Annotated in this window: 23 protein-coding genes and 1 riboswitch; of the genes, 12 read left to right on the top strand and 11 right to left on the bottom strand. The window is 56.8% G+C overall.

From position 1 onward, the window contains the following. Positions 1–69: 69 nt before the first annotated feature. The 5 genes from EQV93_RS02185 to EQV93_RS02165 all read right to left on the bottom strand — a co-directional run bounded on the left by EQV93_RS02185 (position 70) and on the right by EQV93_RS02165 (position 7,938). The gene (locus EQV93_RS02185; RefSeq protein WP_122785782.1) at positions 70–1,665 is read right to left on the bottom strand and encodes an ABC transporter substrate-binding protein; all 1,596 of its coding nucleotides are present in this window, start codon (positions 1,663–1,665) and stop codon (positions 70–72) included. Positions 1,666–1,753: 88 nt separating this feature from the next. Then, the gene (locus tag EQV93_RS02180; RefSeq protein ID WP_122785781.1) at positions 1,754–3,121 is read right to left on the bottom strand and encodes an OprD family porin; all 1,368 of its coding nucleotides are present in this window, start codon (positions 3,119–3,121) and stop codon (positions 1,754–1,756) included. 159 nt (positions 3,122–3,280) lie between these two features. Then, complete coding sequence (locus tag EQV93_RS02175) at positions 3,281–4,879, bottom strand: ABC transporter substrate-binding protein (protein WP_122785780.1); 1,599 nt, start codon at positions 4,877–4,879, stop codon at positions 3,281–3,283. Between the two features lie 301 nt (positions 4,880–5,180). Next, on the bottom strand, positions 5,181–6,806 hold the full coding sequence (locus EQV93_RS02170) for an ABC transporter substrate-binding protein (RefSeq protein WP_240890802.1): 1,626 nt from the start codon (positions 6,804–6,806) through the stop codon (positions 5,181–5,183). 415 nt (positions 6,807–7,221) lie between these two features. Beyond that, on the bottom strand, positions 7,222–7,938 hold the full coding sequence (locus tag EQV93_RS02165; RefSeq protein ID WP_240890801.1) for an SIMPL domain-containing protein: 717 nt from the start codon (positions 7,936–7,938) through the stop codon (positions 7,222–7,224). A gap of 357 nt (positions 7,939–8,295) precedes the next feature. Between EQV93_RS02165 and EQV93_RS02160 the strand changes: the two genes are divergently transcribed. The 6 genes from EQV93_RS02160 (at position 8,296) to EQV93_RS02135 (ending at position 13,605) form a co-directional block, all read left to right on the top strand. Continuing rightward, entirely contained in the window at positions 8,296–9,558 is a 1,263-nt protein-coding gene (locus EQV93_RS02160; protein ID WP_122785777.1) for an ATP-binding protein, read from the top strand. After that, positions 9,551–10,111, top strand: a complete 561-nt coding sequence (locus tag EQV93_RS02155; protein ID WP_122785776.1) for a response regulator transcription factor — start codon at positions 9,551–9,553, stop codon at positions 10,109–10,111. The genes EQV93_RS02160 and EQV93_RS02155 overlap by 8 nt, the downstream gene beginning before the upstream one ends. 140 nt (positions 10,112–10,251) lie before the next feature. Beyond that, positions 10,252–11,967 (top strand): ABC transporter ATP-binding protein/permease, encoded by a 1,716-nt coding sequence (locus tag EQV93_RS02150; protein ID WP_122785775.1) that lies wholly within the window; start codon positions 10,252–10,254, stop codon positions 11,965–11,967. Between the two features lie 69 nt (positions 11,968–12,036). Continuing rightward, on the top strand, positions 12,037–12,531 hold the full coding sequence (locus EQV93_RS02145; RefSeq protein ID WP_122785774.1) for a hypothetical protein: 495 nt from the start codon (positions 12,037–12,039) through the stop codon (positions 12,529–12,531). Positions 12,532–12,582: 51 nt separating this feature from the next. After that, positions 12,583–12,870: a PA4642 family protein gene (locus EQV93_RS02140; protein WP_240890800.1), complete on the top strand. Its 288-nt coding sequence runs from the start codon at positions 12,583–12,585 to the stop codon at positions 12,868–12,870. A gap of 294 nt (positions 12,871–13,164) precedes the next feature. Further along, the gene (locus tag EQV93_RS02135; protein ID WP_146384278.1) at positions 13,165–13,605 is read left to right on the top strand and encodes a hypothetical protein; all 441 of its coding nucleotides are present in this window, start codon (positions 13,165–13,167) and stop codon (positions 13,603–13,605) included. A 69-nt stretch (positions 13,606–13,674) separates the two neighbouring features. On the opposite strand, the gene mqo is transcribed toward EQV93_RS02135, so the two are convergent. Beyond that, entirely contained in the window at positions 13,675–15,180 is a 1,506-nt protein-coding gene (gene mqo, locus EQV93_RS02130; RefSeq protein WP_146384276.1) for a malate dehydrogenase (quinone), read from the bottom strand. An 831-nt stretch (positions 15,181–16,011) separates the two neighbouring features. Between mqo and EQV93_RS02125 the strand changes: the two genes are divergently transcribed. Further along, complete coding sequence (locus tag EQV93_RS02125) at positions 16,012–16,596, top strand: YajG family lipoprotein (RefSeq protein ID WP_122785770.1); 585 nt, start codon at positions 16,012–16,014, stop codon at positions 16,594–16,596. A gap of 59 nt (positions 16,597–16,655) precedes the next feature. Here EQV93_RS02125 and EQV93_RS02120 read toward each other — a convergent pair whose 3' ends face one another. Continuing rightward, positions 16,656–16,862 carry a hypothetical protein gene (locus tag EQV93_RS02120; RefSeq protein ID WP_122785769.1) on the bottom strand — a complete coding sequence of 69 codons (207 nt, stop codon included), beginning with the start codon at positions 16,860–16,862 and terminating at the stop codon, positions 16,656–16,658. A gap of 196 nt (positions 16,863–17,058) precedes the next feature. Beyond that, positions 17,059–18,225: a 1-acyl-sn-glycerol-3-phosphate acyltransferase gene (locus EQV93_RS02115; protein WP_122785768.1), complete on the bottom strand. Its 1,167-nt coding sequence runs from the start codon at positions 18,223–18,225 to the stop codon at positions 17,059–17,061. A gap of 103 nt (positions 18,226–18,328) precedes the next feature. Here EQV93_RS02115 and EQV93_RS02110 point away from each other — a divergent pair, with 103 nt between their 5' ends. The 4 genes from EQV93_RS02110 (at position 18,329) to EQV93_RS02095 (ending at position 20,415) form a co-directional block, all read left to right on the top strand. After that, on the top strand, positions 18,329–18,511 hold the full coding sequence (locus EQV93_RS02110) for a CPXCG motif-containing cysteine-rich protein (RefSeq protein WP_122785767.1): 183 nt from the start codon (positions 18,329–18,331) through the stop codon (positions 18,509–18,511). Between the two features lie 12 nt (positions 18,512–18,523). After that, the gene (locus EQV93_RS02105) at positions 18,524–18,784 is read left to right on the top strand and encodes a putative signal transducing protein (RefSeq protein ID WP_122785877.1); all 261 of its coding nucleotides are present in this window, start codon (positions 18,524–18,526) and stop codon (positions 18,782–18,784) included. Between the two features lie 46 nt (positions 18,785–18,830). After that, positions 18,831–19,457 (top strand): SOS response-associated peptidase, encoded by a 627-nt coding sequence (locus tag EQV93_RS02100; protein ID WP_146425555.1) that lies wholly within the window; start codon positions 18,831–18,833, stop codon positions 19,455–19,457. A 136-nt stretch (positions 19,458–19,593) separates the two neighbouring features. Next, complete coding sequence (locus tag EQV93_RS02095; RefSeq protein WP_122785765.1) at positions 19,594–20,415, top strand: M48 family metallopeptidase; 822 nt, start codon at positions 19,594–19,596, stop codon at positions 20,413–20,415. A 378-nt stretch (positions 20,416–20,793) separates the two neighbouring features. Here the strand turns inward: EQV93_RS02095 and EQV93_RS02090 are convergent, their stop codons facing one another. The 3 genes from EQV93_RS02090 to EQV93_RS02080 all read right to left on the bottom strand — a co-directional run bounded on the left by EQV93_RS02090 (position 20,794) and on the right by EQV93_RS02080 (position 23,636). Continuing rightward, a complete protein-coding gene (locus EQV93_RS02090) occupies positions 20,794–21,378 on the bottom strand; it encodes a TMEM165/GDT1 family protein (RefSeq protein WP_122785876.1) in 585 nt (194 codons plus the stop codon). 91 nt (positions 21,379–21,469) lie between these two features. Continuing rightward, positions 21,470–21,591: riboswitch (yybP-ykoY riboswitch) on the bottom strand. Between the two features lie 49 nt (positions 21,592–21,640). Next, positions 21,641–22,639 carry a class I SAM-dependent methyltransferase gene (locus tag EQV93_RS02085; protein WP_122785764.1) on the bottom strand — a complete coding sequence of 333 codons (999 nt, stop codon included), beginning with the start codon at positions 22,637–22,639 and terminating at the stop codon, positions 21,641–21,643. A 31-nt stretch (positions 22,640–22,670) separates the two neighbouring features. Beyond that, positions 22,671–23,636 (bottom strand): 2-hydroxyacid dehydrogenase, encoded by a 966-nt coding sequence (locus tag EQV93_RS02080; RefSeq protein WP_240890799.1) that lies wholly within the window; start codon positions 23,634–23,636, stop codon positions 22,671–22,673. An 80-nt stretch (positions 23,637–23,716) separates the two neighbouring features. Between EQV93_RS02080 and EQV93_RS02075 the strand changes: the two genes are divergently transcribed. Continuing rightward, the gene (locus EQV93_RS02075) at positions 23,717–24,346 is read left to right on the top strand and encodes a LysE family translocator (RefSeq protein ID WP_122785762.1); all 630 of its coding nucleotides are present in this window, start codon (positions 23,717–23,719) and stop codon (positions 24,344–24,346) included. Positions 24,347–24,457: the final 111 nt, after the last annotated feature.

Here is a 24,457-nt window from a genome sequence, read left to right as displayed (position 1 = left end):
GTGTACCTCATCAGCCGGTTAGGCAGGTCCGCCAGTGTTCGGGTGAACGCTGGCGGGTGTTTTATTGTTCTACTTCACCTGGGTGGTGGCGAAGTTGTTATTGGTCAGCGGGCTAAGGGTGTAGCCCTCGACGTTTTTGCGCAGGGCAGTGAAGAGCATAGGGTGCACCACATTGATCCAGGGTTGGTCCTGATTGAAAATCACCTGTGCCTGTTCATAGAGTGCGGCCCGTTCAGCGGGTTCACTGATAGTGCGAGCCTTGGTGATCAGGGCCTCGAAGTCCTTGTTGCACCAGCGGGCGTAGTTTTCACCATTTTTAGCGGCTTCACAGCTTAGTAGCGGGGTCAGGAAGTTATCCGGGTCGCCGTTATCGCCGCCCCAACCGGTGGAGACCATATCGTGCTCGCCGCTTTTGGCACGCTTGAGCATTTCACCCCATTCCATGACCCGAATATCCAGCTTGATGCCGATTTGCGCCAGATCCGATTGCAAAAGTTGTGCACCCAGCATCGGGTTGGGGTTGGTCGGGCCGCCGCCGTTGCGGGTGAACAGGGTGAAGACTTGCCCTTCAGGTACACCGGCTTCCTTGAGCAGAGCGCGGGCTTTGTCGAGGTCGCGGGGTGGAATCGGGATGTTCTTGTTAAAACCGAGCATCGTAGGCGGATACGGGTTTATTGCTAACAGGGCATTACCGGCGCCGTGAACGGTATTGAGGTAGGTCTGTTTGTCGAAAGCCATGTCGATGGCTTTGCGCACCCGGACGTCGTTCAGATAGGGATGGCTTGAGTTGATGGCGATGTAGCTGGTCATCAGCGCGGCCAGTTCATCGACCTTTAGATTCGCGTCGGTGCGGATGTTTTTGACGTCATCGGGCTTGGGGTAAAGCGCGATCTGGCATTCGTTGGCCTTGAGCTTTTGCAGGCGCACATTGCTGTCGGTGGAAATGGCAAAGATCAGCACGTCGCTGGGCGGCTTGCCGCGAAAGTAGTCGGGGTTGGCTTTGAAGCGTACCTGCGCGTCTTTGTTGTAGCGCACGAAAATAAACGGGCCCGTGCCGATCGGCTTGCTGTTCAGCTCTGCTGTTTTGCCGCTTTTGAGCAATTGGTCGGCGTATTCGGCGGAGTAGATCGACGTGAAGGGCATGGCCACGTCACGCAAAAAAGGCGACTCGGCATGGTTGAGCGTTATTTTGACGGTCAGGTCGTCGACTTTTTCGACGCTCTTGAGCAAGTCTTTAAAACCCATGCTTTCGAAATAGGGAAAACCGACCAGCGAAAGCTTGTGCCACGGGTGGTTCGGGTCCAGCTGGCGCTGAAAACTCCAGACCACATCATCGGCATTCAGGGTTCGGGTCGGTTTGAAATAGTCGGTGGTGTGAAATTTCACGTCGGGGCGCAGGTGAAAAGTGTACTCCAGGCCATCTGGGCTGATGTCCCAGCGCTCTGCCAGTGCGGGCACAACATCGGTGGAGCCCGGTGCAAAGTCGACCAGGCGGTTGAGGATGGTTTCAGCCGAAGCATCGGCCGTGACGGCGGTGGTGTATTGAGCGATGTCGAACCCTTCAGGGCTGGCTTCGGTACAGACCACCAGGTTTTTGGCGCTAACACTGACAGCGGTGCTGAGCAGTGCCACGGCCAGGGCAGTGCGTAGTGGACGTTTTTTCATTGCAACCCTCTCCAATTGGTTGAGCCAGCGTAACGACTACGGCTGATTCGTCGAATCAGCCGTAGTCTTCAGGGGTGTAAGCGGTGTTTTACAAAATGTTGAATGGAATGGTGGTGACCACGCGGAACTCGTTGATGCTGCCGTCAGCCTGATTCTTGCTGGCGCGGTGTGTGGTGTAGGTGGCGCGAATGGCAGTGGCTTTCAGTGGGCCGCTTTGGATTGCATAGGACGTGCCAACGCTGTACTCGTAGTGTTTTTCACCGTCCATATTGCGCACGTCATAGGCAGTGCCTTTGTAATGAGTGCCGTCGATGTCCCAACCACGGGCGTGGTAAGCGTTGAACTTCAGACCCGGTATGCCGTACTGCGCCATGTTGATGCTGTAGGCCAGTTGCAGCGACTTCTCGTTCGGGCCGTTGAAGTCCGAGAGCAAGGAGTTGGCCAGGTAGATGCCGTTGGTTTCATGCAGGTAGTCGAAGTACTCATCACCCGCAATTTGCTGGAACGACAGGCTGACGGTGTGTGCCTGATGGGTCAGGGCAAAGGCCAGGCTGTACGCATCGTTGTTGATGTTCCCCATGGCCTTGCTGCCGGTGTCGAGGGTCTTGTAGTAGTTGAAGTTGGTGTTCAGGCCCAGCGTGGCGTTGTCACCCATGTCGTGCACGGCGCCGAAGTAGTACTGATTCCAGAAGTCTTCTACGTGGGTGGCGTAGAGCGTGGTTTTCAGGTTTTTGAACGGCTGGTAGTTAAGGCCGGCGACGCTGGCGCGGTCTGTCTCAACCCCGGTGGCGCTGTATTCACTACGAAACTTGCTCAGGCTGGCTTCGGTACGTGGCGACACGCGATCAAACGAACCTGCGTCAAAGGACAGGTTGTTGAATTCTTCGCTGTGCAGCGCCACACCCTGGAAGCTGGAAGGCAGTGCACGGTTGCCAATCACGTCGATGGTCGGGCTGCTGAAGTTCTGTCGGCCTGCGGTCAGTGTGGTGTTGGAGATACGCGCACTGATATTGGCCAGCCCCAGTTTGCTCCACTGGCCCACAGCGTCGCCGTTATGGCGGGTCAGGGTGCGGTTGTTGTCGCCGGCAATGTCATTGATGTCGCGATCCAGTGCAATGGCGTTGTAAGCCGCGAATTGGGTGCTGAACCCGACGGTACCCTGGGTGAACCCCGAGGTGTAGTCCAGGATGGTGCCCTGTACCCAGTTGATCCGGCGCGGGGTGGTTTTTGTTTCACCGTGATCGTTATAGGTAAAGCGACCGTCGCGGCGCTTGAGCTCATTGGCATACCAGTTGCGCGTGGTGCCGCTCAAGGTTTGTTCTTCAACAAAGCCTTTGGTTTCGCTTTGAGCGCTGGCACCGGTTTTCAGTTCGGTGGCAATGAACTCATCGGCGTAGGCCATACCGGCCAGGCCGCTGATGGACAAGGCTAACAACGCGCTGCTTGTGACTTTCATGGTTGAGGCTCCTTACTGCTTTTTTTATTGCCGGTCTTTATTGGTTTGACCTGGCTGTTATGGAACTTTGAAGCGTTGCAAACCTGTCCCCGCCCTGCGGCTGCACACCTTCAACCCACCCTCCCAAGGGGCTGGTTGAAGGTGAGCGCAGGGGAGGGGTTATTCCTTGAGGCTGACGCCCGAGAACGCGTTACGTCCAAAAGGGCTGACCGTGAAACCTTCGACGTTGGCCGTAAGCGGCTGGTTGACCGTGGAGTGCGCAATCGGAGTCATGGGCACGTTTTGCTTGATCAGCTGCTGGGCCTGTTTGTACAGCACAGTGCGCTGGTCGCGGTCAGTGATGGTTTTTGCATTTTTGACCAGCGTGTCGTAGGCCTTGTCGCACCACATGGAGTAGTTGTTACCGCCGATGGCGTCGCAGCTGTAGAGGGTGCCGAGCCAGTTGTCCGGATCACCGTTGTCACCGGTCCAGCCAATCAGGCTGATGTCATGTTCGCCATTTTTGGTGCGTTTGATGTACTCGCCCCATTCATAGCTGATGATGTTGACCTTAAGACCAATCTTGCCCCAGTCCGCTTGCAGCATTTCGGCCATCAGCTTGGCGTTCGGGTTGTACGGGCGTTGTACCGGCATGGCCCACAGGTTGATCACCGTGCCTTCTTTGACACCGGCAGCCTTGAGCAACTCCTTGGCTTTTTCAGGGTTGTAGGGGGCGTCTGTGATGGTGTCGTCGTAAGACCACTGGGTGGGCGGCATGGCATTCACGGCTTTTTGCCCCGCGCCCTGATACACCGCTTTGAGAATGGCATCCTTGTTGACGGCCATATCCAGCGCCTGACGTACTGGAAGCTGGTCGAGCGGTTTGTGTTGAACGTTGTAGGCAATGTAACCAAGGTTGAAACCGGGCTTTTCGATGACCTTGATTTTCGGGTCTGCCTTAAGACCGGCAATGTCGGCCGGACGCGGATTGAGCGATACCTGACATTCGTTTTTACGCAGCTTTTGCATGCGTGCCGAGGCATCGACGCTGATCGAGAAAATCAAGTTGTCGAGCTTGACCATGCTGGGGTTCCAGTAGTCCTTGTTGGCCGCATAGCGAATGTTCGAATCTTTTTGATAACGCTGAAACACGTATGGGCCAGTGCCGATCGGTCGCTGATTGATATCGCTGGGTTTGCCGGTCTTGAGCAATTGATCGGCATATTCGGCGGACAGAATCGCGGCAAAGCTCATGGCGAGGTTTTGAATGAACGCGGCGTCGACCGAGTTGAGCTTCATCACTACGGTCAGCGGGTCGGTTTTTTCAACGCTGGCGATGTTTTTGTCCAGGCTCATTCCGGTGAAATACGGGAACTCGGTCGGGTAAGCCTTACGGAACGGGTGCTCAGGGTTGAGCATGCGGTTGAACGTGAAGAGCACGTCATCGGCATTGAAATTACGGGTCGGCGTAAACCATTTGGTGGTGTGAAATTTCACATCGTCACGCAAATGAAAGGTCCATGTCAGTCCGTCTTCGGACACGTCCCAGCTTTTTGCCAATGCGGGAATGGCGGCCGTGCCGCCTTTTTCGAATTCGGCAAGACGGTTGTAAATGGGTTCTGCCGCGTCGTTATCGGTGGCGGTGGTGTATTGCGCGGTATCAAAGCCGGCAGGGCTGCCTTCCGAGCAGAAGACCAAGCTGTTGGCGGCGTTTGCGAGCGGGCTTGCGGCCAGAATTCCGGCACTGAGTAATACAGATAAAACCACTGGGTTGCGCATGAAGTTGCCAATCCTTTTTCTTGTTTTTGAGTCCTGCGCGCACGTTTTTGATTGCGCACGAAGGGCTCGGGGCGTCGTTCTCATCAGCTACGGTGTTTTACCTGGCGCAATAGACTGGCTATGCGTCGACGTTAGGGAGTCGACGCATATGAGTAAATGCGGCAGGACTGACAATCGTGTAGGAAATGTCTCTAAGTCCTATAGCCTCTGCTGTAGTACGCAGTGGCTTTAGACTGACGGAAATTTCCGATTGCGAGGGGGTAGGGGGGATGCGGCGTTGTCGCCGCATTTACCCTTAACCTTATTTGCTGACGCTCACGCCGTAGAAGGAGTTCAAGGCAAACGGACTGATCTTGAAACCCTCCACTTTTTTGCTCATTGGCTGATACACCGTCGAGTGGGCGATCGGTGTCATGGGCACCTGTTGTTTGATCAGTTGCTGCGCCTCTTGATAAAGCTTTGTGCGCTCAGCGACATCGGTGGTGGCTTTTGCGGCCTTGACCAGTTTGTCGAACTGCGGGTTACACCACTTGGAAAAGTTGTTGCCTTCGATCGCGTCGCAGCCAAACAGGGTGCCCAGCCAGTTGTCCGGGTCACCGTTGTCGCCACTCCAGCCAATCAGCATTGCGCCGTTTTCACCGCCCTTGGAGCGCTTGATGTACTCGCCCCACTCATACGTCATGATCTTGGCGTTGATGCCGATCTTGGACCAGTCCGATTGCAGCATTTCAGCCATCAGCTTGGCATTCGGGTTGTAGGGGCGTTGAACAGGCATGGCCCACAGTGTGATTTCGGTACCTGGCTTGATGCCGGCTTCCTTGAGCAGCTCTTTGGCTTTCTCAGGGTCGTAAGGGGCATCCTTGATGGTGGTGTCATAGGACCATTGGGTCGGTGGCATGGAACCTACAGCCAGTTGACCGGCACCTTGATAGACCGAGTCGATGATTTGCTGTTTGTTCACGGACATGTCCAGCGCTTGGCGAACCTTGAGCTGAGCCATCGGGTTGGGCTCGTTGCTGCCCTTGATTTTGTCCATCACGTTGTAAGCGATGTAGCCAAGGTTAAAGCCTGCTTGCTGTGGCATTTGCAGCTTCGAATCAGCTTTTAACGCCTCGAGGTCGGCAGGGCGCGGGTAGAGAGTCACCTGACACTCATCCTTTTTCAGCTTTTGCATCCGCACCGACGGGTCAGTGGTGATGGCGAAAATCAGGTTGTCGATCTTGACGTCTTCAGGCTTCCAGTAGTTCTTGTTACCGGTAAAACGGATGTTCGAATCTTTCTGGTAGCTCTTGAATACAAATGGGCCGGTGCCCACTGGCTTCTGGTTGATATCAGCCGGATTGCCTTGCTTGAGCAGTTGGTCGGCGTATTCGGCTGACTGGATAGAGGCAAAGCTCATGGCCAGGTTCTGGATAAACGCAGCGTCGACCGTGTTCAGGGTGAATTTGACGGTTTTATCGTCAATCTTTTCCACCTTGGCGATGTTTTTATCCATGCCCATGTCGGTGAAATAAGGGAATTCGGTGGGGTAGGCCTTACGGAACGGCATGTCTTTGTCGAGCATGCGGTTGAAGGTGAACAGCACGTCGTCTGCGTTGAAGTCGCGAGTCGGTTTGAAGTAAGGCGTAGTGTGGAACTTGACCCCGTCACGCAGGTGGAACGTCCAGATCAAGTTATCCGGCGAAACGTCCCAGCTCGTGGCCAGACCGGGTTCGACGGCGGTGCCGCCGCGCTGGAATTGGCTCAAACGGTTGAACATCGTTTCGGCCGAGGCATCGAAATCTGTACCGGTGGTGTATTGGCCCGGGTCAAAACCGGCAGGGCTGCCTTCGGAGCAATACACCAGGTTTGTTGCCGCCGAGGCAAAAGGTGCACTGGCCAGCAGGCTGGCGCCCACCAACAACGGAATGACCGCGAGTTTAAACATGGAGACCTCATGATTTTTATCGTTTTTGATTTGAGGGCGACCTTATGAGTCGACCTGGCGATACTTATGCACGGCCCGTACCCAATGCAATATGTGTATGAGTGTGCACCCGAAAAAAGTGGAACGTGCGTACAAGAATGTCGCTTATCTATAACTTATGACGCATTTGATCGTTTGCGTCGCGGTTTTCGACTCATTTAGTTACATGCGTGCTACACGCAAGCACGCTCAATGCCCAGCTTTGGTGCGGGGTTGTTACTTATCCAGACTTTTGGCGGGCTTGCATGTAAGTCCACGCTCTAAATGGTGTAAGAATTTTCTAATATTGTTCTTGGGCGCGTCCCACTATTACACCGGGCGTAAAAAAGCCCTTGAAGCGAAACCACTTCAAGGGCTTGGGCAAACGTACGCAGTTTTATTGCATCTGCACTTCAATCACGCCGTCAGCACTCATGCTGACTTCGCTGGTGCCGGCTTCAATTTCGGGAGTAGGCGTCGAGTCCATTGCAGGGGCGGCGGCTTTCATCATCATGGCGCCGCGCATATAGGGTTGCGGGTAGCCATTGGTGTTGAGGTTCAGGCTGACGATTTTGTAACCTTTGCCGCCCAAGGCATCGGTGGCCAGTTGGGCGCGGGCCTTGAAGGCGTTGACCGCATCTTTGAGCAGTGCATCTTCGCTGGTTTTGCGCGTGGCATTGGCCACGGTGAATTGCATATTGCCCATTTTAAGGGTTTGCATCAGTTCGCCGGTCAGCTTGGACAGGGCTGCGAAATCGGTACTTTCCAGGCGTAACTCTGCGCGTTCACGCCAGCCAGTGATTTTCTGGGTTTTGTTGTCGTAAATAGGGAAGCTGTTACGCGACCCCTGTCGCAGGGTCACTTCCTTGACCTGTTTGGCCTGATTCAGGGCGTTGTTCATGGTGGTGGTGATTTCAGCTGCCAGCTTGGCCGAGTCGCTATTTTGCGCTTCGGTGTACAGGGTCACTATCATCAGGTCGCGAGGCACTTCCTGACTGGCCTCGGCACGCAGAGAAACCTGATTGTAGTTAATGCCTTCGGCCAACGCCGGCAGGCTGGCGAATGTGCCGAGGGTCAGAGTCAGAACGGCTGCAGTGCGCTGGAACGTAGACATGGAAGCTCCTTGAATGGGTAAACCTATAAGACTGTAGTGATTGGGCTTCCGTTCGCCCAGTTTACATTTTCACTACAACTGCACTGTGCTCCGTAGCAGCTGCCGAAGGCGGCGTCCGGCGGCGAAGCCGTCGCAATATTAGGCAGCGCGTTTTAACTGTTGTATCGAGATTCGCGGATTTACGATCGCTTCGCAATCGGACGCCGCCTTCGTCAGCTGCTACGAGATGGCGCGGGGGCGGCTAATAGACAAAAATTCAGAAATTACACTGTGGCCCTTTGCCGCACTTGTGACTGTCAGGCCTTCAGCTTGGTTATACTGCGCACGAATCGCCTGCAGTGCTCATCAGGAGAGCTCATGCTCGCCCCCGAACAGTTAGTCTCCGTTACTCGCCAAAATCTCTGGCGCCTTACCATTATCCGAACACTCGTGCTGGCCGCGCAGGCGAGTTCAGTAGGCATTGCCTATCTGTTCGATCTGTTGCCGCTGCCGTGGTTTCAGCTATGCCTGACGCTGGCTTTCTCCATGCTGTTGTGTGCATTCACGGCCATCCGGTTACGTACCACATGGCCGGTTACCGAGCTGGAGTACGCTCTCCAGTTGGCATGCGACCTGTTTATCCACAGTGCCTTGCTGTACTTCTCGGGGGGTTCGACCAACCCGTTTGTCTCGTATTATCTGGTGCCGCTGACCATTGCCGCCGTTACCCTGCCCTGGCGGTTCTCGGTGGTGTTGTCGTGTATCGCACTCACGCTCTACACCTTGCTGCTGGTGCAGTCTTACCCGCTGGACACGATGGCGTTCTTCCGCGAAAAGCTGCAGATCTACGGGATGTGGCTGAGCTTTGCGCTTTCTGCGGGGGTTATTACCTTTTTTGCCGCAAAAATGGCCGAAGAGTTGCGTCGCCAGGAAGAACTGCGCGCATTGCGTCGTGAAGAGGGGTTGCGTGATCAGCAATTGCTGGCGGTCGCGACTCAAGCTGCGGGTGCAGCGCATGAGCTGGGTACACCCTTGTCGACCATGAGCGTGTTGCTCAAAGAGATGCGCAGCGATCACCCCGACCCGGAGTTGCAAGAAGACTTGAGCGTGCTTCAGGATCAGGTCAAGTTGTGCAAGGAGACCTTGCAGCAATTGGTGCGTGCCGCTGAAGCCAATCGCCGTCTGGCCATTGAAGTGCAGGACGTCACCGAGTGGCTGGATGAAGCGCTGCATCGCTGGCACTTGATGCGCCCCGAAGCCACCTATCGCTTTAATTGTCTTGGTCATGCGCCGATACCGCGCATGGCGCCGCCCCCCGATTTGACCCAGGCACTGCTCAATTTGTTGAACAATGCAGCCGACGCCTGCCCCGAAGGGCTTGAGGTGTCCCTGGACTGGGATGCGGTGGATGTCACCATCAATATTCGTGATCATGGCCCCGGGGTTCCGTTGGCCATCGCAGAGCAAATCGGTAAACCTTTTTTTACAACCAAGGGTAAAGGCTTCGGTCTGGGCCTATTCTTGAGCAAAGCCAGCGTGACACGCGCAGGCGGCTCGGTAAAACTCTACAGTCATGAGGATGGCGGCACGCTCACCGAGCTGCGCCTGCCACGTGTCGCCCGAGGAAATGAAAATGAGTGAAGAAATTCAGGTCGAAGAAGAAGAGCTGCCGCATTTGTTGCTGGTAGACGATGACGCCACGTTCACCCGAGTGATGGCCCGCGCCATGTCACGCCGCGGTTTTCGCGTCAGCACTGCCAGTTCGGCAGATGAAGGGCTGGAGCTGGCTCAGCAGGACTTGCCGGACTTTGCCGCGCTGGACCTGAAAATGGACGGCGATTCAGGTCTGGTTTTGCTGCCTAAACTGCTGGAACTCGACCCGGAAATGCGCGTGGTCATCCTCACCGGTTATTCGAGTATTGCCACCGCCGTTGAAGCGATCAAACGCGGCGCCTGCAACTACCTGTGCAAGCCAGCCGATGCCGACGACGTGTTGGCGGCCCTGCTGACCGAGCACGCCGATCTGGATTCTCTGGTGCCGGAAAACCCGATGTCGGTGGACCGTTTGCAGTGGGAACATATCCAGCGCGTGCTGGGTGAGCATGAAGGCAATATCTCCGCCACCGCCCGCGCACTGGGCATGCACCGCCGCACCTTGCAGCGCAAGTTGCAAAAGCGCCCGGTCCGACGCTGAACGAGAGCTGTAGCCACTGCCTTGCGAGTTGCAACGCAGTGGCAACCGCCTCTAGTCTGTAACTAGACGTTTCTGCGCGTCAAAGGCCGGTCGCCTTGACCGGCTTACCGGTTGCTCTCTATACCCACCGAGCTTGAACGATGAAAAAGAACGCTGAGCCTTCTGCGGTCAATGATGCTGTGCACGGCGATTTTATCCCTCGGGTATGGGGCCTGATTACACCCTATTGGCGCAGTGAAGAACGTGCTGGGGCCTGGATGTTGCTGGTCGCTGTTATTGCCTTGTCGCTGGTCAGCGTAGGCCTCTCGGTGTGGATCAACCATTGGTACAAGGACTTTTACAACGCGCTGGAAAAAAAGGATGGCGCGGCCTTCTGGAGCCTGATCGGTTACTTCGGGATCATCGCGGCAGTGGGTATTGTCGGTGCGGTCTACAGGCTTTATCTCACACAGATGTTGACCATACGCTGGCGTCGCTGGCTGACCGAGGAGCACTTCGCGCGCTGGCTGGCGCACAAGAACTATTACCAGCTGGAGCAGGGCAGTTATACCGATAACCCTGACCAACGCATCAGCGAAGACATCAACTCGTTCACCGACAACACGCTCACGCTTGGCTTGGGTTTGATCCGCAACGTGGTCAGCCTGGTGTCCTTTTCGATTATCTTGTGGGGCGTTTCAGGCAGTATTGAAGTCTTTGGCATCACCATACCCGGCTATATGTTCTGGTGCGCGCTGGTGTATGCCGCAGTGGGCAGTTGGCTGGCGCACTTGATCGGTCGTCGTCTGATTGGCCTGAGTAATCAACAACAACGCTACGAAGCTGACTTGCGTTTTTCGATGGTGCGGGTGCGTGAAAACGCCGAAAGCATTGCCTTGTATAACGGTGAACCCAACGAATATGAGCGCTTGAGTGAACGGTTCACCAAGGTTTGGAAGAATTTCTGGACACAAATGAAGGTGCAAAAACGCCTTACGTTCTTCACGGCGGGTTATTCGCAAATCGCCATTATCTTTCCGTTTATTGTCGCGGCACCGCGATACTTCGCAGGCAAAATCGAGCTGGGCGAGCTGATGCAAATCAACTCGGCCTTCAGCAATGTGCAAGAAAATTTCAGCTGGTTTATTGATGCCTATGTGACCCTGGCCGCATGGCGCGCGACCTGCGACCGGTTACTGAGCTTTCGTCAGGCAATGACCGATAACGAACTACGCCCCCCTGCCATTGATGTGCGGGCCCAAGGCGACGCGTTACTGGTTGATGAACTGGACCTGACTTTGGCCGATGGGCGCCCCTTGCTGTGTGACGCCAACCTGCGGGTGGCGGCGGGCGAGCGAGTCATGCTCAGTGGTCGTTCAGGCAGCGGCAAAAGCACCTTGCTGCGGGCGATGGGCGGTTTGTGGCCGCAAGGGGGTGGGGCGATTCGGTTGCCTGAACAGCGCGCTCTGTTTTTGCCGCAAAAACCTTACCTGCCCATCGGCACCCTGCGTGACGCGTTGAGTTATCCACAGGAGAGCACCCTTTACGCGCTTGAAGAGTATGAGCGCGTGCTGCATGACTGCCGTCTGGGGCATCTGGTGTCCAAGCTTGATGAACCTAATCACTGGCAGCGTTTGCTCTCTGGTGGTGAACAACAACGCCTGGCTTTTGCCCGTGTGTTGCTGTATCGCCCGCAGTGGCTGTACATGGACGAGTCCACGTCAGCGATGGATGAAGAAGACGAAGCGATGATGTATCAGGCGCTGATCGACCAACTCCAGGGCTTGAGCATTGTCAGTGTGGGGCATCGCAGCAGTCTGGCGCGCTTTCATGCCCGGCACGTGCGCATTGAGGCCGGTCAGTTGGTTGTGCAGTAGCTCGCTGACCTCTGCCGGTCGCAGTAAACAGCATGCTAGAGTGCTGTTTCCCGCTTTTTGGAATATGCCATGAGTTTTCTATTTCGCAGTGTTGCATTGAGCCTGTTGATGGCCAGCCTGCCATTGGCGGCCGCGCCCGCTGCGACTGCGCCGTTGCATGCGCAGTTTCTACCGGCTGATGACCTTCAACTGCGGGCCGAAGCGCCCGAGCACCAACAGTTGATGTTGGTGACCTCTTACTCTGTGGTGGTGGGCAGCCAGCGGCAGTCCAATCAGCAGCCGATTCCGGTCACATCGCCTCTACTGGTGCGCCTCAAGGGTAAGCCTATGAGCCAGGGGGCAACGGTGCGTGAAGTGCTGATGACATTCGATGGCGAAAGTAAAAGCCTTAAAAAGCCGACATTTGACAGTAAAACCCGCACTTTGAACCTGTCTTATCCACAGAGCCAATACCGCGTGATTATGGATTTGCTGCGCAATGACACGGTCTATGTTCAGTTTTTGACCTATGCCAATGGCCATGTCTGGGCTGATTTGCACACCGGCAGCGTGCGCGCACGTTGAGCCTTGGGTAAACTGCGGGCCCCGTGAAGTTTGAGCAGGTTGGAGTCGGACATGCGTAAAGACAAGAAACAGTTGATTGGTGATGAGATTGGCGACGAGCAGGTCAAGTTATTCCTGGATTTTGAGCCGGTAGACGCCACTTCACCCTCGCTGCACAAACTGATCAAGGCCTATCGTGGCCTGCGTATTGACGATTTCGAGCGTTTTCTGGGCTTTTTCAAAGAAGCCGGCTACGACCTTGATGGCAAAGATGAGCATGGCCAGACCTTTGTCGACCTCATCAAAGACCAGCGCAATGCTGCCGAATACATCGAGCTGATCGAGCAAGCCCGAGGTTAATCTCGCTCGTGAGTAGCCGCTGACGAGCTATGCGAGGCTGCGTCCGGCTGCGCAGCAGTCGTAAAGCCTCATGACCCGATGAGTCAGGAATACCGCGACCATCGGGTATGCGAAGACTGCATCTTCGGACGCAGCCTCGCTGCGCTCCTCAGCGGCTACAAAGCAAGCACCATTACAGACCCTTCCGACAGATACCGTGTGCTTTGGCGCATGGGGCTTTTGCGTGGGCGAGCAATACTCGATGATGAAGCGGCCCATAAGGACTATGGGTCGATGACTCATAGGAATTGAGCAATGACGGGTACATTGGTAAGGATAACCGGCCTGATGTTGGGGCTTTTTGGCCCGGCCGCGCTGGCGTTGGATCCGGTGCTGGAGGTCGAAATATTCAACGCAACGGAGCATGACATTTCGCCGGGCAAGGATTTTTCATGGTTGAGCCAGCCAGAGAACTCGGGCCATGACTTTGTTATTACACCGGGCGGCAGTCAGGAATTGATGTATTACTTGCCCGAATCTCGGGGCACCCAAGCATTTACCTATCAGTACGGCGAGCAAGCGTGTCACTTCGGCTTTGGCCACCTCACGCCAGATTCTGCCAACCTCAATCGTTGGGTGGGGGCCAAATCTGTGGGTTCAGTGCCTGCTCAATGCAGTGCCGAGCAGATTGCCGTACCCGACGACGATGAGTTTGTAAGCCACGGCGGTTCACGGGTGATGTTTACGATGCGATGAGGCAATAAAAAGCCCGCGCTCCATAGTGGGGCGCGGGCTTTTTGTGCGCCCCTTTATGGGGCGATGGTGTTACGCGATGCTGGTTGCGGTGCTCGGTGCGACCAGTTCCAGCAACTCGGAGTTGCGGGTGCTGATTTCACGGTACAACTGAGCGTCGGTTTCGAGGGCTTTTTCACGAGCCGGGAAAATTTCCTTGAGCTTGGTGGCCCATTCACCTTTGGCCTTGTCAGCGAAGCAGCGCTCAATCAGGTCAAGCATGATCGAAACGGTCACCGAAGCGCCCGGAGATGCGCCCAACAGCGCAGCCAACGAACCGTCCTTCGCTGCTACCAGCTCAGTGCCGAACTGCAACACACCGCCTTTTTTCGGATCTTTCTTGATGATCTGAACCCGTTGGCCGGCCACTTCAAGGCGCCAGTCTTCGGCTTTGGCCTGCGGGTAGAAGCGACGCAGGGACTCAAGGCGTTGCTCCATCGACTGACGCACTTCGCTGACCAGGTATTTGGTGAGGTCCATGTTGTCGCGAGCTACGGCGAGCATTGGCCCGATGTTACCCAGACGAATCGACATCGGCAGGTCAAGGAACGAACCATGCTTGAGGAACTTGGTGGTGAAGCCGGCATAAGGTCCGAACAGAAGGGACTTTTTGCCATCGACCACACGGGTGTCCAAATGCGGAACCGACATCGGTGGGGAGCCAACCGCAGCCTGGCTGTACACCTTGGCCTGATGCTGTTTGACCACCTCTGGATTGTCGCAACGCAGCCACTGACCGCTGACCGGGAAGCCACCGTAACCTTTGCTTTCTTCAATGCCGGAAGCTTGAAGCAGTGGCAAGGCAGCGCCGCCAGCGCCCAGGAACACGAACTTGGCATCAATGTGACGGGTGTTACCGCTATTGATGTCCTTGATGCTCACTGTCCAGCCGCTGCCATTGCGTTTAAGGCCAGTGACTTTTTTGCTGTACTTGATCTGGGTGTCCGGAGCGCTGCCCAGATGCTTGAGCAGTTGCTGGGTCAGGGCGCCGAAGTTGACGTCAGTACCCTGCATCACGCGAGTGGCCGAGATGCGCTGGTCCGCAGGGCGGCCCGGCATCATCAAGGGCATCCATTCGTTCATGACGGCTTTGTCTTCGGTGTATTCCATGTCGGCAAACGCATGGTGCTGGCTCAGCACGTCAAAGCGTTTTTTCAGGAAGCAAACCCCTTTCTCGCCTTCAACGTAGCTCAGATGAGGAATCGGGCTGATGAAGGACTTGCACGAACCGAAGGTTCCTTTTTGCGCCAGATAGGCCCAAAACTGTTTTGACACTTCGAACTGGGCATTGATATGCACAGCCTTTTTGATGTCAATCGAGCCATCGGCCGCTTGCGGCGTGTAGTTCAGTTCACAAAGACCAGCGTGACCGGTGCCGGCGTTGTTCCACGGGTTGGAACTTTCTGCAGCACCTGAGTCCATCTGCTCAACAACTTCCAGCGTAATACCGGGGTCGAGCTCTTTGAGCAGCACGGCAAGAGTGGCACTCATGATGCCTGCTCCAACCAGTACTACGTCGACTGCTTCGTTATGCGCCATTAACGCGTCTCCAAAATCTACGGCACCAAATTGACGGCATAGCTGCCAGGTGTTCCGAGGCGTCAATCAGGTGTGCCTCAAACCACGCGTGGCCAGGATCGCCATGTCCGATTCTCGCAATTTCTTGCTACTTCAGCGGACGCTTCCAGTCGGGCCTTGAAGGTTCATATGAACGCATTTTGGTTCCCGACAGGCAATTCGACTTAAGGTCTAGAGCGTCCGATTGTGCAACCAGATCCGATGCGGACAGGCTTCAGTCTCGTGCTGTGGAGCCGACTTCGATCCTGCTTGGTGGGGCTGTTTCAGACGCTAATGGTGCATGTTCAGACGCAAAACTTTTCATTTGCTCGCCACACTCTTGTGAAGTTGTGAAAACCCGTTTTTTTTCACGCTCTCTTGAAGACGTGAACCTCAAAAAAGGGCTGTCGCACGCGTGGCACCGAACACCAGTGGCCGAGCGTTATGACAGCTCTGGCAGACCGTGTGAAAAATGGGGATCGACGCATAAAAAATCAAGCGCCCCCGTTTCACAGGGTCTGTGTGGGCGGCTCTCTGTGGGCGGTGCGGGGGAGCTAATACAAGCGCATTAGCGGTGCTGCGAGGCCCGATCAGGAGACGTCCTTATAATCGGGGGGAGAGTGTATCGAAGAAACGTGGGCAATTGACCCTGTTTAATGACTTTAATTGGTTCGCCGGTCAATTTCTTTGCATTCGACCCTGGCGGTTACTGGCTGACGACTGCGTAAAACAGCGCACAGCAAGCCGCTAGTTAGCAGGGACAGTGCACCGCTATACTGGCGACCTGTTTTACCCAGTCCTGGAGAGATGAGCATGTTGCAACGCCTGTTGTTCGGTTTGATTACTGTGACCAGTTTGACGCTGGTCGGTTGCGCCCACAGCCCGCAGCAGCTTAGCCCGCAACCCAAGCTGACAACTCAGCTGGCACCCGTGGGCCGGGGCCAGCCGGTAGTGGTGCGTGTGGTAGACGGCCGTCCGTCGCCAACCCTGGGAACCCGTGGCGGCATGTACCCCGAGACCAGCGCGATCAGCGTCAGCAGCAACGACGTGATCCCCAAGCTCCAGGCTCAAGCTGAAGCCGCCGTGCGTTTGCTGGGTTTCACCCCCACCAGCAATGCAATGAATGCGCCGACGTTGACCGTCACTCTGGCCGAGCTTAAGTATCAATCGCCCAAAGACACCATGTACGTGACCGAAGCCACCATTGGGGCGACGTTTCGCTCTGATGTGAAGAACGGCGGGCGTACCTACAGTGGCCGTTATGGTGCCTCGCTGGATCAGCGCTTCGGCATGGCACCCAATCAGGAAACCAACACCAAGCTGGTCAGCGATGTGTTGAGCGACGCACTGACACGCGTGTTCAAAGACCCGAGCATTGGTCGTTTGCTGAGCGAGTAATCGCGTTTAAACAAAAAGCCCGAACGTGCTGCGTTCGGGCTTTTTTGTGGGTACTGCCTTCAGGCTGCTTCGGCATACACTTCAAGGCGACTGACCCCGGTCAGCAGATCCAGCTCGGGCAGGTCGGCATGGGTGTGGCCGCTCAAGGCGCAAAAAACCAGCCAGTGATGGTCCTGCACGTTAAAGGCCAAGCCCTCGATCAGTGCTTGCTGTTCGTCGCTGGGTGCGATGAGGTAAAGACGGTCCTGATTTTCTGCGTGCAGCATGACAATCTCCGTGTCGGTGTCGAGGGGCCACAGAGTGACCTCTCTTGATGACGATACGGTGACAGCAGAAATTAGCACCCGATGTTCTCGTAGCAGTTGCCGAAGGCGACGTCCGATTGCGCAGCGATCGTAAAATGATTACGACGACTGCGTCGCCGGACGCAGCCTTCGGCAGCTGCTACGAAAATGAGAGGCGTCAGAGGGGTAATCCGGCCTTGATCCGGTACTGGTTGCGCACCGGCATCGCGTATTGCAGCACCAGATACGGGCGATGCTCCGCCGGGCAGGCGTCAAGGCGGCGTTGCCACTCTTGTTGGGCCTTGGCCAGTTCTTCGGCGGGGAACACTTCGGCGGCCTTGGGCACCTGCAATTGCGGGTCTGCGTCGGTCCACTGGGCATACGCCAGGTAGTGGGCAGGGAACAGGCGATAACCACTGAGAATATGACGGTCCATTTCGGCGGCCAGCAATTTGCTGTCTTCGAAGGCCTCGGTAACGGGTTCGGCAAAGTTGATGTGCACGCGGCCTTTGTAGCCGGTAATGCCGTTGGCAATGCTGGTGTCGTCTTCGCCCGGGGCTTTGGTGTAAGTGCCGGTGGTGGCGCGGATATACAGTTCGCGGGCTTTGGCCTGATCACAGGGGTCGTATTCGTAGCTGATCGACACAGGCGTCAGATTCAGCGACTGAATCACCTCGGCGAAGGGCTCGTTTTTACGGCTCATGTGGAACATTTTCAGGATCGCCGAATCAGTGCGGTCATCACCGTCCTTGGCGCGGCCTTCGGCCTGGGCAATCCAGATCGATTGGCAATCATTGATGATTGAGTGATTGATATACGCCGACAGCAGTTGATACGCCGCCAGCTTTTCGCGACGCCCGGTAATTGAGCGGTGCACGATAAAGCTTTTGTTCAGGCGCATCAGGTCGCTGACAAAGGGTTTTTGCAGCAGGTTGTCGCCAATGGCGATACGCGGCGTCGGCAGGCCCGCGTGGTACACCGCGTAGTTGACGAAAGCCGGGTCCATGACGATGTCGCGGTGGTTGGCCAGGAACAGATACGCACTGCCGGGCTTGAGCCGCTCTACGCCGGTGTAGGTCACGCCGTCAGTGGCTTGCCCAATGGTGCGGTCGACATAGACTTCAACTTTGTCCTGTAAAGTGGCGACCGAGGTGACACCTGCGAACTCTTTGCGCAGGCGATGCGCTATAAGGGGTCGTAACAACCAGCCGAAAGCGCCCGCCAGACGTGGGAAGCGGAAGTGGGTCAGGATTTCCAGAAACGCCTTGTCGCTGAGCAGCCGGGCCAGCACGGCTGGGACTTCGGCGTCGTTGTAAGGTCGGATGCTATCGAATTCGCCCATCATGCTCTCTTGTTGGAAACAGCTAAGGTTAGTACACAGGGCAGGACACAATAATAGCCCTGCAAATAGACGGCGATTATACGCACAAGTCACTCTGGAGACCGCGATGCTTGAGACTGAATACTATGCGTGCCCGTATTGCGGTGAAGAGGTTGAGGCGGTACTGGACCTGTCGGGCGGCGATCAGCAGTACATAGAAGACTGCCCGGTGTGTTGCCGTCCTATCGTGTTTAAGCTGCAGACCGATGGTCATGAGTGGATGCTGGATGTACACAGCGAGAATGAGTAGCGAGTGACGGCCATGCGACGTATCTACGAGCCACAAAACCTGATGGAAGCCGAGCTTTTGCTGGGGATGCTGGACAGCGAGGGTATTTTTGCCCGCCTCGACGGCCGCGATCTGGTGGGCGGTACGGGCGAGTTGCCCGCGCTGGGTTTACTGGGACTGACGGTGGCCGATGATCAGGCGCGGCACGCGCGCGAGCTGATCGATGCGTACAATGCGGCGTCTCCCGTGGCGGACGATGAGCCTCAAAGCTTCCCGGATGTGCTCGATTGCTGAGCCCCGTGTTTCTTGCCACCTTTATATAGAAGAGTTGTACAGCCCCATGTGTGGACGTTTTGCCCTGTTTCGTTGGAACCCTGCGTTTGCAGCCTTGCCCGGTTTTCCGGCAGATCAGCAGGCTCAGTGGAATATTTCGCCCAATGACTCGGTATTGATCCTGCGTGCCGAGGCTGAAACCGGCCAGCGTAATCTGGCACGGGCCCGTTGGGGGCTTACCCCGCCGTGGCTGACCGACCTGTCGCGCACCCCGGCGCATGCCCGCGCCGAAACGGTCGTCGAGCAGCCCATGTTTCGCGATGCCTTTAGCCAGCGCCGTTGCCTGATCCCGGCCAATGGTTTTTACGAGTGGCGCGGTACGACGCGAAAACGCCCTTATTGGCTGACGCCGGGCGAGGGCGCTTCGCTGTTTTTTGCGGGTATTTGGGAGGCCTATCCGGTGGACGGGCACGTGTGGCTGAGCACCGCGGTGATCACGCAGGCGGCGGCGAGTCAGCGTCGCCCGTTGATTCTTGATGAGGCGGGCCAACAGGCCTGGCTCGACCCTGAAACCCCGCTGCACACCCTGCAAGCGCTGTTAGCGGCGCCGCAATCGCCTTTGCGCGAGCGGCCGCTGGCTAACCTGGTCAATGACCCCAAACTCAATGCCCCCGAGTGCCTCACGCCGGGCTAAACCGCCATTCAAGGCCCACGGGCTAGACACATTTGCTAATGTCTGGACGCGCATAACCCGCAGGTTGCCGAGTCATGGCCCTAGCGCAGTTGCCAGCGCGCGCCTACCATGGCCGCCACGTTTATGGAGGCTGATGATGGGTAAATTAGCGGTAGTGTGTGCAGTGGGTGCTGGCCTGTTGCTGGGCGGTTGCCAGGCGGTGAACACCACCAGTGGCGGAGCGGTCGGCGTCGAGCGCAAGCAGTACATGTTCAGCATGCTGTCGAGTGAGCAGGTTGACCAAATGTATGCGCAGTCGTATCAGCAGACGGTCAGTGAAGCCAGCACCAAGGGCGAGCTGGATAAAACCAGCGCCAACGCCCAGCGCTTGCAGGCCATTGCCAATCGACTGATTGCCCAGGCACCGGCTTTCCGTCCCGATGCGGCGCAGTGGAATTGGGAAGTCAATTTGATCAAGAGCGACGAACTCAACGCCAACTGCGGGCCGGGCGGCAAGATCATCTTCTACAGCGGCATCATCGATCAGCTCAAGTTAAGTGACGATGAGATTGCCGCGGTGATGGGCCATGAAATCGCCCACGCCTTGCGAGAGCACGGGCGTGAGTCGATGTCCAAGGCGTACGGCATCGAGATTGCCAAACAAGGCGCGGGCGCGTTGTTGGGCTTGGGGCAAGACAGCCTGCAGCTGGCCGATACCGTGGTGAACTACAGCCTGACGTTGCCCAATAGTCGCAGCAATGAGAACGAAGCGGATTTGATTGGTCTGGAGTTGGCGGCGCGGGCGGGTTACAACCCGAATGCTGCGATTACGCTGTGGCAGAAGATGGGTCAGGCTTCGCAAAGTGCACCGCCTGAATTCATGAGCACTCACCCGGCCTCTACCAGCCGGATTGCGGCGCTGGAAGCGGCGATTCCCAAGGTGATGCCGCTTTATCAGCAAGCGGCCAAGACCCAGTAACGGCTGGGCCCTCACCCCAACCCTCTCCCAGAGGGAGAGGGGGCCAGACGGTGGCGTTGCGCAAATCTGCTTTAGCTTTTAGCCCCCTCTCCCAACGGGAGAGGGGGCCAGACGGTGGCGTTGCGCAAATCTGCTTTAGCTTTTAGCCCCCTCTCCCAACGGGAGAGGGGGCCAGACGGTGGCGTTGTGCAAATCTGCTTTTGCTTTTAGTCCCCTCTCCCAAAGGGAGAGGGGGCTAGACGGTGTCGTTGCGCAAACCTTCTTTTGCTTTTAGTCCCCTCTCCCAAAGGGAGAGGGGGCCAGACGGGGCGTTGCGCAAGTCTGCTTTTGCTTTTAGTCCCCTCTCCCTCTGGGAGAGGGCTAGGGTGAGGGTCGCTTTTAAACCCAGCCGCTGATCACCATCGCCTTGTACACCGCCACTACTGCCAATACAAAGAACGCTGTCGCAGCCAAGCGGCGGATCAAGGTCAGCGGCAGTTTATCCGCCGCAAAATTACCGGCAATCACCACCGGTACGTTAGCAATCAACATACCCACGGTGGTGCCGATAATCACCAGCCACAAGTCTGGATACTGCGCGGCCAGCATCACCGTCGCCACTTGGGTCTTGTCGCCGATCTCGGCAATGAAAAACGTAATCAGAGTGGTCACGAAAGGGCCGTACTTGCGCGCAGTACTGGCTTCGTCATCGTCCATTTTGTCTGGCACCAGCGTCCACAAGGCCGTGGCGGTAAAGCTGGCAGCCAGAATCCAGTGCAGCATTGCATCGGTGAAGAACCCGCCCACCCATGCTCCCACGGCACCGGCTGCGGCGTGGTTGGCGAGGGTTGCGACCACGATACCGGCAATAATCGGCCAGGGTTTGCGAAAGCGTGCGGCAAGAATAAGCGCGAGGAGTTGCGTCTTGTCGCCGATTTCGGCCAAGGCAACGATTGCAGTAGGAACAAGTAAGGAGTCGAGCATCATCAGGTAGTTTTCCAGGGGCGGGTCGACACGGCTATGACACGTACAGCCTTCCCGCCCCGGGTAAGGTGTTCGTGTCATAGGTCTTGTCAAACCCTGGTCCATCTCTGTGGACACCTGGGTCGCATGCACCATGGTCTGTTGACCAAGTATGTTGACGCATGCCGGACGAGCGTGAGGCTCGTGGGAGACTACTCCCCTAGGACGGAGCGGATTCTGCCTAGGCAAATCCGATCCGGCAAGCCCTTATTTTCAAATAGCGTCAACGACGTTTGGCGCTGTAGATGCGAAAACCCGATCCTTCAGCCTTGACTGTACAGTGGCCAAATTGTGCTTCGATGAGCGGTTGGTAGCGCAGAAAGCTATTGGCAACCAAGCGAAGTTCGCCACCTGTTTTCAGATGTTTTACCGCTTTTGTCAGCAAGTTCTCGGTGGCGTGATAATCGGTATGCACGCCGACATGGAACGGCGGATTGCTCAGAATAGTGTTCAAACCCATCGGTGCAGCGTCGATGCCATCACCGGTGATCACCTCTGCTTCCAGACCATTCGCGGCCAGGGTCAGACGACTGCTGGCGGTGGCAAATGCATCGACATCGAGCAAGGTGACGGTGTTATGCGGGTAGCGACGCTTGACTGCGGCGCCCAAAACTCCCGCGCCGCAGCCGAAATCCAGCACGTGGCCGCTCGGCAGTTTATCCAGGTGTTCCAGCAGCAGCGCGCTGCCGCGGTCCAGTCGACCGTGGCTGAATACACCCGGCAGGCTGACGACTTTAAGCGGACCTTCTGCCAGTGGCAGTTCGTAGTGCTGAGCGAGGTCGGCCAATACCGGGGCTTGCGGTGCAGTCTCGACTGTCACTTGCCACAGTTGGCAATGCCGCGCGCTGTCGAGTTTGCGCGGTTTGCCCAGCGCCAGCAGTTGCTTGGAAGCGCCTTCGATACCGCCCTTTTTCTCACCGACCAAGAACACATCGGCGCCCGGCAGGCGAGCGGCGACCGCCTTGAGCACGTAATCGGCCAATTCCTTGGATTTGGGCAAAAACACCACCGCCGTGTCGAAACCGCGCTCTGGTACCTCAACGCCAAAGTGCACGCGCCCGGCAAAGCGGGCGTCGAGCGCGGCCTGATCACCCGCATGCCAGCACCAGCCATGGGCATTGGGCAGTTGGCCGAGTAAATCATCGGCCGGTAAGCCGACTAACAGCAGCGAGCCTTGAAAGTATTCAGGCTGACGAAGCAGTACTTCACTGCGCGGATCCATAATCTGCTCCTCAAAAAAGGGGCGCAGTTTATCAACTGACGACCCGCAGCGCTGTACCGTTGAAGAAGGCTTCGGCGTTTTCAGTCAATTGAGCAACGATTCGTTGCCGCGCCTCACGGCTGCCCCAGGCGCTGTGCGGGGTGATGATCAAGCGTGGGATGTCTGGCGCCAGTAGCGGGTTGCCGTCACGCGGTGGCTCTACGCTCAGCACATCGGTGGCCGCGCCGCCCAGATGACCACTGCGCAATGCGTCGGCCAGTGCCTGTTCATTGATCATGCCGCCACGGGCGGTGTTGACCACAAACGCTCCGGGTTTGAGCAAGGCCAGCTCGCGGGCACCGATAAAGTTTCGGGTGTGCTCGGTGAGTGGGCAGTGAAAGGTTAGCGCATCGACCTGAGGCAGCAGTTCGTCCAGTGTCAGGCGATCGGCACGTGCCGGGCGACCGGGGATTTGCCCGATCAACACGCGCATGCCAAAGGCTTCGGCCAATTTGGCCACGGCGCTGCCGAGCTCGCCATGACCGAACAGGCCCAACGTTTTGCCTTCCAGCTCGACAATCGGAAAATCCAGCAGGCAGAACTGCTTGGCCTGCTGCCATTGACCGTCGCGTACGGCGTGGTTGTAGTCGACCAGGCGTGTGGCCAGCGCCAGCAGCAAGCCCAGAGTGTGTTGCGCCACGGAAGGTGTGCCGTAGCCTTGGCAATTGGCGACGGTTATCCCTTGGGCGCGGGCTGCTGCAAGGTCGACGTTATTGGTGCCGGTGGCGGCGACCAGAATCAGCTTAAGCTCCGGGCAGGCGGCGAGGGTGCGGGCGTCCAGCTGGATTTTATTGCTGATGGCCACGCTGGCCCCTTGCAGACGCTCGATCACGTTGTCGGGGGTGGTGTCGGTCCACAACTGCAACTCGCTGAAGCACTGACGCAGAGGGCTGAGGTTGAGGTCGCCGAGATCCAGAGAAGGGTGGTCAAGAAAGACGGCGCGCTGAGTGTTTGTCATCAACTGTACCTTTTGTGCTGTCGAGTGAAGGCGTAATGTGGCGAGCCTAACAGAAGAAACATTTTGTAATGGAGCCCTGCATGTACTGGACAGAATTTTTGACCGTTGCCCTGATTCACTTGTTGGCGGTGGCCAGCCCCGGGCCGGATTTCGCCGTTGTGGTGCGTGAAAGCGTGACCCACGGGCGACGTGCTGGTCTGTTTACCGCGTTCGGTGTGGGCACGGCCATTTTTGTCCACGTGGGCTATTCGTTGCTGGGTATCGGCATCATCGTGTCGCAGTCGATTGTGCTGTTTAACGCGCTCAAATGGCTGGCGGCGGCTTACCTGCTGTACATCGGCATCAAAGCACTGCGGGCCAAACCGGCCGACCCGGCGGCCATGGCGCAGAGCTTGCCGGTGGGCGAACGCACGGCGCGCGGTGCTTTCACGGCAGGGTTTGTGACCAATGGCCTGAACCCCAAGGCGACGTTATTTTTCCTCTCGCTGTTTACCGTGGTGATCAACCCGCATACGCCGCTGTCGATTCAGGCCGGTTATGGCGTGTACCTGGCGGTGGCGACGGGGCTGTGGTTTTGCATGGTGGCTACGTTGTTCAGCCATCAACGCGTGCGCAACGGTTTTGCCCGCATGGGCCACTGGTTCGATCGCAGCATGGGCGCGGTACTGGTGGCACTGGGCATCAAGCTCGCCTTTACCGAAATGCATTGATCGAACACGTCGATCGCTGTTTGCAAAAAGGTATTTCAGTCGCGAGTTAAAGAAGCCTCCTACATCCCAGAAAGCGTTCATCCGTTAGCGTTTATCCCTCATTTCAGAGGA

The sequence above is a fragment of the Pseudomonas sp. TMW22091 genome (genome assembly GCF_022496705.1).
Lineage (GTDB): Bacteria > Pseudomonadota > Gammaproteobacteria > Pseudomonadales > Pseudomonadaceae > Aquipseudomonas > Aquipseudomonas saxonica.
The sequence above is the reverse complement of the archived record's forward strand: the minus strand, read 5'-3'. Positions and strand labels throughout refer to the sequence as shown.